Source organism: Pseudomonas sp. yb_2 (assembly GCF_043103905.1).
GTDB classification, from domain to species: domain Bacteria; phylum Pseudomonadota; class Gammaproteobacteria; order Pseudomonadales; family Pseudomonadaceae; genus Aquipseudomonas; species Aquipseudomonas alloputida.
The window spans coordinates 1-15,952 of the sequence record NZ_JBICKH010000020.1 but is presented as its reverse complement, the minus strand read 5'-3'; the positions used below and the strand labels follow the sequence as shown (position 1 = coordinate 15,952).

The following is a 15,952-nucleotide window of genomic DNA, read 5'->3' as shown; positions in this document are numbered from 1 at the left end:
TGCCGCCGGGTATTCACCCGACGGGTTTACAGCGGCCTCAAACCACATGGATACCGTTCTGTACCCACAGGTGATGGCTTGGATCCTCCTGGGCCGTGTACTGGTTATAGTCGATGCCGTCGGCAGTTTGGTTCCCGACCAGCGTCCAGTTGTCCGTCATGTGAACCGAGTCTTTGTCGTCCCCCTTGATGATCAGTGTGTCGGTAGCGGTTTCGGTGATGGCCACCACATCTGCCAGGTTGAGGGTGAGCGCCACCGAACTGGTGTCGTTGAGGTCGAGGATTTCGATGTCGTGTACGCGCCCGGCCAGGTTGCCCAGGTCAATGCTGGCATCACCGCCGCCCCACAGCAGGGTGTCGGTTCCCGAGCCACCGTCGACGCTGGCAAAGTTCTGGTCGACCACCACCAGCGTGTCGTCACCCGCACCACCCTGCAGGGTGATGTGGCCACCCTGGCTGCCATCGAGGTGGTCGTTGCCGTCAGTGCCGGCGATCACATCGGTGGCCGCTGCCAGGCTGGCGAGTGCCGCGGACTCGTCGCCAGTATCGGCCAGCAGCGATGTGGTGGAGGTGAGGCCGGCGGCGCTGTCCACGTTGATGGTGAGGGTTGCGGTGTCGGTCGTGCCGTTCGGGTGGCTTAGCTCGTAGGTGAAGGTGTCGTGCTGGCCCACCACCGCCGAGGTGAGCCCTGCGTTCAGGGTGTAGGTGTAGCTGCCGTCGGCATGCACCAGCAACGTGCCGTATGTGCCGGCCACGCTTACCCCGTTGTAGCCCGGGATGGTGTAGGTGTTGGCCGCTGTCAGCACGCTCAGCACGGTCAAGGCCGAACCGACATTGTCGTCAGCCAGCAGGTTGCCGGTGGCGGCTGTCGCGCCACTGACCACGAACTCGGTCAGGTACGTTGTAGTGGTGTTCAGGCTGGTGGTGATGGAGCTGAGCAAGCCGATGCCGCCGGCGGTGACACGTACGTGGTAGGTACCGGCGCCCTGGTTCTCGAAGGTATACCCGGCGCCGCCGCCCAGTATGCTGACCAGCGAACCACCCGGCACCGACTGCACCAGCACGTACTGGCCGGTGGCCGGGTTGAGCTTGAGCAGCTCGATGGTGGTGCCGTTGAGCAGGCTCAACAGGTTGGTGGAGTTGACCACCACCTGCAGGTCGGCCGTGGTATTGGCGGCAACCGTGGTGGTGTAGGTGGCCTGGCGGGTACCGATCACTGGCAGGTTCAGCGAGCCCAGCGTACTGCTGCTGGAGTCCACGCGGTTGTCCAGGGTGACCTGGCTGGTACCAACGTCGTTGACTGCGTCGACCACCGTGGCCGGTGCACCGTAGTTGGTGTCGCTCCAGACCTCCGTGGCTTGCGGGCTGTCGATGCGCACGTACAGGTTGGCGGCATCGGACAGGCCGTTAGGGTGCACCAGTTGGTAGCTGAACACGTCCACCTTGCCGACACTGTTCGGGCTGCCGTTCGGCGTGTAGGTGTAGCTGCCGTCCGCACGGATCACCAGGGTGCCGTACTGGCCCTGAACCGTCGTGGCGGTCCCGGCCGAGACGTAGCTGCCGTCTTTGAGCACTTGCAGCACGGCGGCGCTGTCCGGGCCACGGGCATCCACTGCGCCATCGGTACCCACGTCGGTAATGACGTTGCCAGAGGTGGCAATGCCGGTGCCGGTGAATTGGGTCAGGCTGGTGGAGACGATGTCCAGCGTGGTGCTCACTTCGGTGATCAGGCCGATGCCGCCACTGCCCACGGTCAGTCGGTAATCACCGGCTTGCAGCACGCCGATGTCCACCTGCAAGCCGATTGGCAGCACGATCAGGTCGAGCAGGCCCTGAGTGTTGCCGGTGGCGATGGTCACCCAGGCGCCGCTGGCGTCTTTCACCTGCAGGGTGAAGCTGGTGTTGTTGAGCAGTGCCAGCACGCTGTTGGTGGTCAGTGTGAGGGTAGGGTCGGCCGTGGTGCCTGCTGCGACCGTCCAGGTGTAGGTCTTGGAGAAGCCAGACAGCAGCGTGGTGAAGCTGTCGGTGTAGGTCTTCGTGGCGCTGACCGCTGCCAGGTTGACCGTGGCCGTGGCCAGGTTGTCGCTGGCGATGACCGGCGCGTTGGCATCCACATCCGGTGCAGTGACGTTGACGTTGCCCGACACGTTGCCGCGCGGGTCGCTGAGGATCACCGAAAGGATCTGGCCGTTGTCCTGAGGCGGGCTCAGGGTCACGGTGAAGGTGCCGTCCGCCTGCACCGTCGCGGTCTGCAGCACGGTACCGCCGGCGCTGCGTACGGTGACGGTGGCACCCACTTCCCCAGTACCGGTGAGGGTACTGCCGTCGGCACTGAACAGCAGGTTGCCGGCAGCCGCAGGCGGGGTCAGGTCCGGTGCGGTCAGCGCAGTGCCTGTGGACACATTACCGGCGCTGTCGGTGAGGGTGACGCTGAGCGCCTGGTTGTCGATCTGCGCCGCAGTCAGGCTGACCACGAACAGGCCGTTGCTGCCCACCGTTGCGGTACCCAGTACGGTACCGGCGCTGTTGCGCACGGTGACCGTGCTGCCGACCTGGCCAGAACCACTGACCGAGGTGCCGTTGGCGTTGATGGTGGCCAGCGGGGCGGCTGGCGGGGTGGTGTCCGGCGCGGTCAGGCTGGTGCTGGCGGACAGGTTGCCGGCAGCATCGGCCTGGCGTACCACCAGCAGTTGCCCGTCGTTCTGTGGCGAGGTCAAGGTAATGCTGAAGGTGCCGTTGGCTTGTACCACACCGGTACCCACCTGGCCGTTCGGGCCTTGGACGGTAATGGTAGCGCCCGCCTCACCGCTACCGGTAAGCACGGTACCGGTGCCGTTGATGGCGACGTTGGTGGGCGCTGCAGGTGGCTGCAGGTCTGCGGCGGTGTAGCTTGTGCTGCCGGACACATTGCCTGCAGTGTCAGCCTGGCTCACGCCCAGTACCTGGCCGTTGAGCTGCGCGGCGTTCAGGTTGACGGTGAACACGCCACCGCCATTCACCACCGCCGTGCCGAGCACGTTGTTGCCGGCATCACGCACTGTCACCGTGGCACCGGCTTCACCCGTGCCGGTCAGCACCAGGCCATTGACAGACAGGCTGGTCACCACCGGGTTGGTCGGTGGCGTGATGTCGGCCGCTTGCAGGAAGGTCGGCTGCGATTCGCCGCCTATCAGCGCCACCGCTGTCACCGAAATGTGTTCGCCATTGAGCTGGGCTGCGTCCAGCGTCAGGGTGAAGGAGCCGTTCAGGCTTGCGACCCCTGTACCGATCAGGTTGCCTGCAGCGTCGTATACGCGAATGCCCACACCGCTGGGTGCACTGCCTGTCAGGGTCAGGCCGTCGCTGCCCAAGGTCACGTCGGTTGGCGGCACGGGTGGTGCGATCAACGGTGTGAGGTAGGTCGCGACCGCAGACGTATTGATGCCGTCGGACTGTGTCACTTCCAGAGTGGCGAGCGAGCCCACCGCTGGCACCAGTGTTATTTGGAAGTTGCCAGCGCCATCCACCACGCCGGTACCGATCACGTCTCCGTCGAAGCTGACGGTGACCGTGGCATTGGCTTCGCCCTTGCCAGTCAGCACGTTGAAGGTGTTGTTGATCGCCAGGTTGGTCACCAGGTCGGGTGGCGAGGTGTCGTTGGTCTGGTAAGGGACAGCCACCGAAGCGTTGCCGGCATCATCGGTGGACACCACCGTCAGCAACTGGCCGTTGTTCTGTGCCGGGCTGATCGGCACAGTGAACTGGCCGTTCTCACCCACTTCCACCGTGCCCACGATGTTGTTGTCCGGGCCGCGCACCGTGATGGTGCTGCCGGCTTCGGCCGTACCCGTCATCGACGTCCCGGCTGCGTTGAGCAGCAGGTCGGTCGGCTGCACCGGTGGCGTCAGGTCTGGCGCAGTCACTGCCAGCGGTACCGACGGGTTGCCAGTGGCGTCCTGGGCGATGATGGTCAGCGTTTCGCCGTTGATTTGCGGGAGGTTCAGGTCAAGGACGAAGGTGCCATCCGGCTCCACCGTTACCTGGCCCAGCAGGTCGCCATTGTTGTTGACCACCGTGACGCGGGTGCCGGCTTCGGCAGTACCGATCACCTGGGTACCGCTGTCGTTGATGGTGGCGACCACGGTGGCCGGTGGTGTGGTGTCCACGGCCGTGACCGAACTGATTGGCGAGATGTTGCCGGTTGCATCGGTCAGGGTGACCTGCAGCACCTGGCCATCGAGCTGTGCTGCATCCAGCTCGACGATGAAGGTCCCGTTGGCGCCTACTGTGCCGGTACCGATCTGCGTGGTACCGACGTACACGCGCACGGTGGCGCCCACTTCGCCGACACCGCCCAGCTCGTCACCTGCCGCATTGAGCCGCAGCTCGGTTGCTGCCGCTGGCGGCGTGAGATCCGGCGCTTGCACGTTGACCGGCAGGCTGACGTTGCCGGGTGGATCGGCCTGCAGTACCGACAGTGTCTGGTTGTTGATTTGTGCGGGTGACAGTTCGACGCTGAAGCTGCCATCAGCCAGTACGATACCCGTGCCCAGTACGGTACCGGCCGCGTTACTGACGATTACCGTGGCGCCGGCCTCGCCCAGGCCGCTGACCACGCTGCCGTCGGCGTTGATCACCACTTGGGTGAGTGGGTCGGGCGGGGTGAAGTCCGGGGTTTGCAGGGTAGCCACTGCCGACACGTTGCCGGCCGCATCGGCCTGGGTGAAGCTGAGCAGCTCGGCGTTGCCCAGTGCCGGGCTCAGCGTGATGGTGAAGTGGCCACTGGCATCGACGGTGGCGCTGCCGATTTCCTCGCCTGCCGGGTTGGTCACGGTAACCCGTGCGCCCACTTCGCCGCGGCCGGTGAGGGTGACACCATCACCGGAAACGGCCAGTTCGCCGGGTGCCGATGGCGGTGTGGTATCGGGTGCGGTGATAGCGCTGGCGGCAGACTGGTTGCCTGCCGCATCGGCCAGCACCACTTGCACCTGTTGGCCGTTGGCCTGAGGCGATACGAGGTTGACCTGGAAGGTGCCGTCGGCGCGCACAGTGGCACTGCCCAGCACCGAACCATCGGCGGCGAGCACACGCACGGCGGCACCTGCTTCGCCGGTACCGTTCAGCAAGCTGCCACCCCCGGCGAAGGCCAGGTTGCCGGCAGCATCCGGCGCGACGCGGTCAGGGGCTGTGAGGCTGACGCTGTTGGACTCGTTGCCGGCCACATCGGACTGGCTGGCGCTGAGCTGTTCGCCGTTGATTTGAGCGACGCTCAGGTCGACGTTGAAGTCGCCATTGGCATCGACCACGGCAGTGCCCAGTTCGATACCGCCTTCGCCAAGCACGGTAACGGTGGCACCTGCTTCACCGCGGCCACTGAGTACCAGGCCGTCGTTGGACAACACCAGGTTGGTCAGTGGTTGCGGTGCCGTGGTGTCCGGTGCCTGTAGGGTAGCGGGCAGCGATACGGTGCCATCGGGGCCCGTTGCGCTGACCTGCAACACTTCGCCATTGGCCTGTGCACTGCCGAGATTGACAGTGAACGTGCCGTCGTTGGTGACCGGGCTGCTGCCCAGCAATACGCCGTTGGGGCCGTACACCTTGATTGTGCTGCCCGCCTCGGCGGTGCCGCTCACCGACAGGCCGTCGGCGGCCAGTATCAGGTTGTCCGGCGTGGCCGGTGCCAGCGCGCCCGGCGCCGTCACGTTTTGCGCAGGGGAGACATTCTGTGCGGCATCGGCCTGGACCACGCTCAGGCTTTCACCCGTGATCGCTGCCGGTGACAGGGACACGCTGAAGTGACCGTCGGCGGCCACTGTAGCGTTGCCCAGCACGGTACCGTCCGGTGCTCGTACGGTCACGGTTGCGCCTGCTTCGCCATCGCCTGTCAGGGTGGCGCCATTGGCGGAGACAGCCAGGTTGGCCACGGCGGCCGGCGGCGTGGTGTCCGCTGCGGTGTAAGGTGCGGCCGGCGACACGTTGCCGGCTGCGTCGGTGGCGGTCACCTGCAGTATCTGGCCATTGGTCTGGGCACTGTTCAAGGTGACCTGGAAGGTGCCGTTGCCACCGGCTACCGCTGTGCCCAGCACGTTGCCGCTGGCATCGCGCACGGTCACGGTGCTGCCGGCTTCGGCGTTACCGGTCAGTTGCAGCCCGGTACCGGACAGCGCGAGTGCTGTCGGTGCCGTAGGCGGGGTGAAGTCCGGCGCGGTGACCGCCACGGCGGTGGAGGTGTTGTTGCCCGCGTCGGTCTGCGTAACGCTCAGGAGCTGGGCGTTGAGCTGGGCGCTGTTCAGGGTGAGGGTAAAGCTGCCATTGGCTGCCACCAGGCCGGTGCCGATGATGGTCCCGTCCGGGCCGTGAACGGTGACCGTGGCACCGGCTTCGCCCAGGCCGGTCAGGGTCAGGCCGTTGTTGTTCAGCACCACGTTGGTCAGCGGTGCGGGTGGGGTCAGGTCCGGGGTTGTCACGTTGATCGCCGGCGAGGTATTGCTGGCGGCATCCATTTGCGTCACGCCGATGACCTGGCCGTTGGCTTGCGGCGTGTCGAAGGTCACCGTGAAGCGACCGTCGGCGCCCACCGTGGCGGTGCCGAGCAAGGCACCGGCGGCGTTGCGTACCTGTACCGTGGCGCCCGCTTCACCGCTGCCGGAAAGCTGCCGGCCGTCCTGGCTCAGCACCGGGTTACTGATGGCCGCTGGCGGCGTGTGGTCTGGCGTGGCCAGGCTGGCCGGGCCGGACACATTGCCCGCGGCATCACTGAGGGTGACCTGTAGCGGGCTACCGGTGACCTGCGCGCTGGGCAGGGTGATCTGGAACTGGCCGCTCTGGTTGACGGTGCCGGTGGCCAGGATGGCGCCGCTGGCGTCGCGCACGGTGACGCTGGCACCGGCTTCGCCCTGGCCGCTGAGCACGGTGGCTGCGCTGTTGAGGCTGAGGTTGCTGGCTGCCAGCGGTGCCTGCAGGTCGGGCGCTTGCAGGGTGGCCGCGAGCGAAACATTGCCTGCAGCATCAGCCTGGGTGACGATCAGGTTTTGCCCATTGGCCACGGCCGGCGAGAAGCTGACACTGAACAGGCCATTGCTGTCGACGGTTGCAGTCCCCAGCAAGGTGCCTTGTAGGTCTGTCACGCGCACGGTTGCACCCACCTCGCCTTGGCCGGTCAGCGTACTACCGGTGGCGTTGAGGTTTACCTGTGTCGGCGCGTCCGGTGCCGTGGTGTCATTGGCCACGATAATGGCCGGCACCGAAGGCTGGCCATCGACGGTAGCCTTGGCACTGACCTGCAAGATCTGGGCGTTGAGCTGGGCGTTCTGGAAGAACACACGGAAGGTGCCGTCGCTGCCGACCGTGGCGCTACCCAGCGTGGTGCCACCGGAGGTCACGGTAATCAGCGAGCCGACCGTACCTTGGCCAGTCAGCAGGAAACCGTCGACGCTGATGGCAAGGGCCGAAGGCGTGGCCACTTCGGTACCGGTCGGGCCAGTCAGTGGTATTTCAGGCGACTCGTTGCCGGCAGGGTCGATCACCACCACATCGACGGTTTCGCCTGATGCCAGCGGTGGGGCGACCGGTATCACGAAGGTGCCGTCCGGCCCAGCAGTTACAGTGCCGCGCACGGTGTCATCCGGGTTGCGGACTTCCACTGTGCTGCCCGGCTCGGCCGTGCCGCCGACCGTGCTGCCGTCCGGGCTTACGGTAAGCCCCGTCGCCGATTCAGGGTTGGTCGTGTCCGGAGCGGTGACAGAGACCGGCGCGGAGTCGTTGCCGGCTGCGTCGGTCACTACCACGGTTACGGTCTGGCCGTTGTTCTGCGGTGTATCCAGCGGCACGCTGAAACTGCCATCCGGGTTGACCGCAACGGTGATCACATTGCCGGCCCCATCGCTCACGGTCACCGAACTGGCGCCAGGTGCATTACCGGTCACAGCCGTGCCATCGCTGCTGACTGCAACGTCGGTGGGCAGTGCCGGTGGCGTGATGTCAGGTGCAAAGATCTGGCTGGGCTGCGAAATGTTGCCGGCCGCATCGGTCAGCGTCACATTCAGAGCCTGGCCGTCCAACTGGGCGGGCGATAGTGGGACCGTGAAGCTGCCGCCTGCGGGCACGACGACGGTGCCTACCAACGTGCCGTCGGCAAGCTTCACTTCCACCGTGGAGCCAGCTTCACCGCTACCCTGGATGGCACTGCCGCCCGGGGTGATCGTGAGGCCGGCAGGCGCAGCTGGCGCGGTGCTGTCGTCAGCGGTGAACGTGGCCGACGGCGAGGCATTGCCGCCGCCATCGATCAGCACCACCGACAGCACTTCGCCGTTGGTCTGGGCCGGGGAGAGTGCCACTTCGAACGTACCGTCTGCATTCACCGGGATGGTGCCTAGCAGGTTGCCTGCGGCATTACGTACCTCTACGGTGCTGCCTGCCTCGCCCTGCCCGCTGAGCAGTGTGCCGGTAGGATCAAGGCCCAGCCCTTGCGCCGGCAGCGGTGCCTCGAAGTCAGGTGCGATCACAGTGCCAGCGGGCGAGCCGTTGCCGCTATTGTCCGCCTGAGTGACAGACAGCGTCTGGCCATTGAGCTGTGGCGGGTCGATTGCCACCTGGAAGGTGCCATCGGGCTGGACCGTTGCGGTGCCCAGTACTGTGCCGCCAGTGCCGGTCACGGTCACCTGCGCACCCGGCTCACCGCTGCCACTCAGGCTGCTGCCGTCGCCAGCCAGGACCAGCCCGGTGGGGCTATCGGGTGCCTGGGTATCCGGTGCCGACAAATCGACCGCCGCCGACAGGTTGCCGGCCGCGTCGCGTTGCTCCACGGTCAGTGCCTGGCCGTTGGTTTGCGGCTCGTCGAGGGTAATTTCGAAAGCGCCACCCGCGCCGACCACCGTGCTGCCCAGCACGCTGCCATCCGGCCCGCGCACGGTCACAGTGGCGCCCGGTTCGCCGTTGCCGGTGATCGTGGTACCGATGCCGTCGATGGCCGGGTTGGTGACCACTTGCGGCGGGGTAGAGTCGGGGGCGGTGAAGTCCACCGGCCCTGCGCTATTGCCCAGGTTGTCGGTCGCTTCGACGGTCAGGCTTTCGCCATTGCGCTGTGGCGCGTTGAGGGTGACGTCGAAACGGCCGTCGCCGCCCACGGTTGCAGTGCCCAGCACATTGCCGTCGGCGTCACGCACGGTGACGATGGAGCCGCTTTGACCCTGGCCGGTAAGGTGGATGCCAGCGGTATCGATGGCCAGCCCGGAGGGTTGCAGCGGGCCGTCGGTATCGGGCGCGACGATGTTGGCGGTCGAGGTGTTGCCAGCGGGGTCGCGCAGGACCACGTCCAATTCCTGGCCGTCGGTCTGCGCTGGGTTCAGGACCACGCTGATCACACCGTCGGCACCGACCTGGGCGTTGCCCAGCACAGTCCCGTCGGCGCTGATGACCTGCACGGTGGTGCCCGGTTCGCCGCGACCGGTGAGCAGGCTGCCATCGGCACTCAGTTGCAGTTCGCTGGCTTCATTGGGCGGGGTGATATCGGGGGCGGTGATCTGGGTAGGCAGCGAACTGTTGCCAGCGCCGTCAACCGCCACGACATCCAGGGTCTCGCCGTTGGCCTGGGCCGGGGTCAGGCCGACGGTGAAGCTGCCATCCGGACCGGCCTGGGCGCTGCCCAGGACATTGCCCTGCGCGTCACGCACTTCCACCTGGGTATCTGCCGGTGCGGTACCGGAAACACTGGAGCCGTCACCGGCCACCACCACGCCGCTCGGGCTTTCGGGCAGCGGTGTATCGGCAACGGTCACGCTGACCCCTGCCGAGGTATTGCCGGCGGCATCGGTCTGCACCAGCACGAGGTTCTCACCTGCGGCCAGCGGTGCCTCCAGGTCAATCACGAAGGTGCCATTTGGCGCCACGGTGCCAGTACCGATGACTGCGCCCTGGGCATCACGCACTTCCACTGTGGCACCGGGCTCGCCACGGCCAGACACGGCCAGGCTGCCATCGCTTGCCACCACGTCGGCGACGATCGCTGGCGCGGTGATGTCCGGGGCCACGTAGCTCAGCGGCACCGAAGTGTTGCCTGCCGCATCGGTCACGGTGATGGACAGGGTCTCGCCATTGGCCTGTGGCGGGTCGAGGGTCAGGCTGAAACTGCCATCCGGCTCGGCAATGGCGCTGCCGATCAGGTTGCCCGAGGCATCTTTGACCTCTACTCGTGCGCCCCCTTCTGCAGTACCGGCCAGGCTGTCGCCATTGCTCAGCACCAGGTCGGTTGGTTGCAGCGGTGCTACCTGGTCGGGCGCCGTCAGCGGGCTAGGTGTAGAGACGTTGCCGGCGGCGTCGGTCAGGGTCACTTGCAGGGACGAGCCATCCACCACCGGAGTCGGCAGTTGCACATTGAAGCTGCCATCGGGCTGAACGGTGCCGCTCACCAGCACTTGCCCCTGATCGTTGCGCACCTCCACGGTGGCACCCGCTTCGCCGCGCCCGGAGACTGTGCGGCCATCGTTACTGATGGCCAGCTCGGTAGCGGGTTCCGGCGGTGTGGTGTCGCCGCCGTTGTCCACGATCGGTGCGGTGACGCTGCCGGCCGTGGAGGCGTTGCCTGCGACATCGGTGGCCGTCACCTGCAACTGCTCGCCTGCCACTTGTGGCGGGGTGAGGCCGATGCTGAAGGCGCCGCTGGCCCCCACCACGACACTGCCCAGTACAGTGGTGCCATCGGCGGCCAGCACACGGACGGTGCTGCCTGCTTCGGCGCGGCCGCTGACGACGGTACCGTCGCCACTGATTGCCAGATCGCTTGGCGCCACAGGCGCGGTGATGTCTGGTGCGGCGACCTGCACCGGCAACGACGAGGTGCCGTTGTTGTCGATCGCCACCACGTCCAGCAACTCGCCATTGGCCTGGGCCGGTATAAGCACCACGGTGAAGGTGCCCTCGGCACCCACCACGATGCTACCGACCAGCGTGCCGTTGGCATCATGCACTTCCACGCGGCTACCAGCAGGAGCAGAACCGCTGATGCTGCTGCCATCGGCAGCGACGACCAGTTCGCTCGGGCTGGTCGGCGTGACCACCAGTGGCACGTCGTAGGTCAGCGCTTCAGAGGCGTTGCCGCTCGGGTCGGTCTGTACCAGGCTCAGGCGTTCACCCGGCAGCGCAGCCGGGTCGAGGTCGATCAGGAAAGTACCGTTCGCGGTCACTGTGCCGGTACCGACCAGCGTGCCATTGGCATCGCGCACCTCGACGGTAGCACCGGCTTCGCCGCGACCGCCCAAGGTCAGGCCGTCGGCGCCGACGACGATGTTGCTGACTACGGCAGGCGCGGTGATGTCCGGAGCCTCGAACTGCAGGGATGAAGAGACATTGCCGGCAGCATCGATCAGACGGATGTCGAGGATTTCGCCATTGGCCTGGGCCGGCGACAGGGTGATGCTGAAACTGCCGGTTTCAGGGACCAGGCCAGTGCCGAGCAAGTTGCCCAAGGCATCGCGTACCTGCACGGTAGCGCCCGGTTCGCCGTTGCCGCTCAGGGTCACGCCGTCGGCCAAGGCCACGCCGGTCGGTTGGGCCGGGGCCTGCAAGTCCGGGGTAACCACCGACGCCGGGGCCGAAGCATTGCCGCTGGCATCGGTCAGCACCACTTGCAGGTTGCTGCCATCTTTCACCGGTGGGTCAAGGGTGATCTGGAAGGTGCCGTCCGGGTTGACCGAGCCGTTGGCCAGTACATTGCCCTGGGCATCGCGCACCTGCACGCTGGCCCCGGCTTCGCCGCGGCCATTGAGCTGGGCGCCGGCCAGGCCAACTACCAAGTTGGTTGCGGCATCCGGTGGTGTGGTGTCGCCACCGTCGATGTCCGGCGCGGTGATGTCGCCGGCCGTGGAGGTGTTGCCGGCGGCGTCGGTGGCGGTGACTTGTAGTACCTCTCCACTCACCTGCGGCGGGTCGAGGGTGATGCTGAAACTGCCAGTGGCGTCGACCACCACACTACCCAGCACGGTGGTGCCATCGGCGGCCAGCACACGCACGGTGCTGCCCACTTCGGCGCGGCCGGTGACCTCGCTGCCGTTGGCACTGATCGCTAGCTCGCTCGGGGTGACCGGCGGGGTGATGTCTGGCGCAGCGATTTGCACCGGCAGGGACGAAGCGCCGGTGCCATCGATGGCCACCACGTCCAGCAGTTCGCCGTTGGCCTGGGCCGGGTTGAGGATGACGGTGAAGGTGCCACCGGCACCTACCACCACACTGCCGACCAGTGTGCCGTTGGCATCGTGTACTTCCACACGGCTGCCCGTCGGGGCTGTACCAGTGATGCTGGCGCCGTTCGCAGCCACCACCAGGTCGCTTGGGCTGGCTGGGGTCGTGGTTGCCGGGATTTCATATTGCAGGGCTTCAGAGGCGTTGCCGCTCGCATCGGTCTGCACCAGGCTCAATTGCTCGCCCGGTTGCGCGGCTGGGGTGAGGTCGACCAAGAAGGTTCCGTTGGCGCCGACTGTGGCGGTGCCTATGACAGAGCCGTTGGCATCACGTACCTGTACGGTAGCACCGGCCTCGCCACGGCCACTGAGCACCAGGCCATCGGCGCCCACCACGACGTTGCTGACGGCAGCTGGCGGCGTGACGTCCGGTGCAGTGAACGCCAGCGGCGTTGAACTGTTGCCGGCGGCGTCTACCACGCGAATGTCCAGTGCTTCACCATTGGCCTGGGCGGGGAACAGCGTGACGCTGAAGGTGCCGTCTTCGTTGACCAGGCCTGTGCCGATCAGGCTGCCGGTGGCATCGCGGACCTGTACGGTGGCTCCGGGCTCGCCGCGGCCGGTGAAGGTCACACCATCGATCAAGGCCAGCTCGGTTGGCTGCGTGGGGGCCAGCAGGTCTGGCGTGGCGACCGAGCCGGGTTGCGAGACATTGCCGGCAGCGTCGGTCAGGGTCACTTGCAGGGTACTGCCATCGGTGATGGCCGGGTTCAAGGTGATGGCGAAGGTGCCATCCGGGTTGACCGTGCCTGTGGCAACTACGGTGCCTGCGCCATCGCGCACTTGAACGCTGGTACCGGCTTCACCGCGACCGGTCAGCTGGCTGCCGGCGGGGTTGATCACCAGGTTGGTCGGGGCTTCCGGTGGCGTGGTGTCGCCGCCGTCGATGTCCGGCGCGGTAAGGTTGCTGGCGGTGGAGGCGTTGCCTGCCGCATCGGTGGCCGTGACTTGAAGCACCTCGCCGTCTATCTGTGGCGGGTCGAGGGTGATGCTGAAGCTGCCGGTAGCGCCAACTATCACGCTACCCAGCACAGTGGTGCCGTCGGCGGCCAGCACGCGTACGGTGCTGCCCGGTTCGGCGCGGCCGGTGACCACGCTGCCGTCGGCATTGATCACCAGTTCGGTCGGTGCGGCAGGGGCGGTGATATCCGGTGCGGTGATTTGGGTGGGCAGCGAGGAAACACCGCCGTCATCAATGGCCACCACGTCCAGCAGTTCGCCGTTGGTCTGGGCCGGGTCGAGGGTGACGGTGAAGCTACCGTCGGGGCCCGCCACCACAGTGCCAATCAACGTGCCATTGGCGTCATGCACTTCCACACGGGTGCCGGCAGGTGCGGTACCGCTGATGCTGCTGCCGTCTTCGGCGAATACCAGGTCGCTGGGGCTGGCAGGCGCAGTGGTGACCGGGACTTCGAATTGCAGTGCCGAGGAAGCGTTGCCGCTTGGGTCGGTCTGCACCAGGGTCAACTGCTCGCCCGGCTGCGCGGCTGGGGCGAGGTCGATCAGGAAGGTGCCGTTGGCTCCCACAACACCCGTGCCGATCACGGTGCCACTGGCATCGCGCACCTCAACAGTGGCGCCGGGTTCGCCGCGACCGCTCAGGGCCAGGCCGTCAGCGCCGACGGCAATGTTGCTCACCGCACCGGGCGGGGTAATGTCCGGCGCATCGAATTGCAGCGGCGCAGAGGCGTTGCCGTCAGCATCCACCAAGCGTACGTCGAGGGCTTCGCCGTTGGCCTGGGCAGGCGACAGGGTGAGGCTGAACAGGCCGTCGGCACCGACGACACCAGTACCGATGACAGCACCGCCGGCATCGCGTACCTGCACGGTAGCGCCGGGTTCGCCACGACCGGTGAAGGTGACACCATCGGCTAGGGCCAGGTCAGTCGGTTGTGCGGGCGGCAGCAAGTCGGCCGAGGTGACCGAGCCTGGTTGGGATACGTTGCCGGCAGCGTCGGTGAGGGTGACTTGTAAGGTGCTGCCATCGTTCACGGCGGGGTCCAGGGCGATGACGAAGGTGCCATCTGCAGCGACGGTGCCAGTCGCGAGGATGTTGCCGGCCGCGTCACGTACCTGCACGGTAGAGCCGACTTCGCCTCGACCACTGAGTTGGCTGCCGGCAAGGCCGATCACCAGATTGGTCGGTGCTTCAGGCGGGGTGGTATCGCCGCCGTCAATGTCCGGCGCGGTAAGGTTACTGGCGGTGGAGGCGTTGCCTGCCGCGTCGGTGGCCGTCACCTGCAGCACTTCACCGTCTATCTGTGGCGGGTCGAGGGTGATGCTGAAGCTGCCGGTAGCGCCAACTACCACGCTACCCAGCACAGTGGTGCCGTCGGCGGCCAGCACGCGTACGGTGCTGCCCGGTTCGGCACGGCCGGTGACCACGCTGCCGTCGGCATTGATCACCAGTTCGGTCGGTGCGGCAGGGGCGGTGATATCCGGTGCGGTGATTTGGGTGGGCAGCGAGGAAACACCGCCGTCATCAATGGCCACCACGTCCAGCAGTTCGCCGTTGGCCTGAGGCGGGTCGAGGGTTACGGTGAAGCTGCCGTCGGGGCCAGCCACCACAGTGCCAACCAGCGTGCCGTTGGCGTCATGTACTTCCACACGGGTGCCGGCAGGTGCGGTACCGCTGATGCTGCTGCCGTCTTCGGCGAATACCAGGTCGCTGGGGCTGGCGGGCGCAGTGGTGAGCGGGACTTCGAATTGCAGTGCCGAGGAAGCATTGCCGCTTGCGTCGGTCTGCACCAGGCTCAATTGTTCGCCCGGCTGAGCGGCCGGGGCGAGATCGATCAGGAAGGTGCCGTTGGCACCGACCACACCCGTGCCGATCACGGTGCCATTGGCATCACGCACGTCGACAGTGGCACCCGGCTCGCCGCGACCACTCAGGGCCGTGCCACCTGGGCCGACCAGGATGTCGGTGACCGCCTCGGGCGGTGTGATATCCGGGGCTGTGAACTCCAGCGGTATCGAACTGTTGCCGGCGGCATCCACCAGACGCACGTCGAGTGCTTCACCATTGGCCTGGGCCGGCGACAGGGTGAGGCTGAACAGGCCGTCGGCACCGACGACGCCGGTGCCAATTAGGTTGCCGGCAGCATCGCGCACTTGCACGGTAGCGCCGGGCTCGCCGCGACCGGTGAAAGTGACGCCATCGGCCAAGGCCAGGTCAGTCGGTTGTGCAGGCGGCAGCAAGTCGGCCGAGGTGACCGAGCCCGGTTGGGATACGTTGCCGGCGGCATCGGTGAGGGTGACTTGCAAGGTGCTGCCGTCGTTCACGGCAGGATTCAGGGTGACGGTGAAGGTGCCATCCGCGGCGACGGTACCGGTCGCGAGGATGTTGCCGGCCGCGTCACGCACCTGCACGGTAGTGCCGGCTTCGCCTCGACCACTGAGCTGGCTGCCGGCAAGGCCGATCACCAGATTGGTCGGTGCTTCAGGCGGGGTGGTATCGCCGCCATCGATATCCGGCGCGGTGACCGAGCTGGTAACGGAAGTGTTGCCAGCGGCATCGGTCGCGGTGGCTTGCAGCACTTCGCCGTCAACTTGTGGCGGGTTGAGGTTGAGGCTGAACACGCCGGTCGGGCCGACCACGGCAGTGCCCAATTCGGTGCCGTCGGCAGCCACGATGCGCACGGTGCTGCCCGGTTCGGCACGGCCGGTGATAACGCTGCCGTCCGCGCTCACCGCCAGTTCGGTTGGGGCGGCAGGGGCGGTGATGTCGGGTGCGGTGATCTG

Annotated in this window: 1 protein-coding gene; it reads right to left on the bottom strand. The window is 66.6% G+C overall.

Going from position 1 to position 15,952, the window contains the following annotated elements; translation table 11 throughout:
- Window positions 1-37: 37 nt before the first annotated feature.
- The coding region (locus ACF8FB_RS04295) for a BapA/Bap/LapF family large adhesin (protein ID WP_392511059.1) at window positions 38-15,952 on the bottom strand (15,915 nt) is incomplete at its 5' end.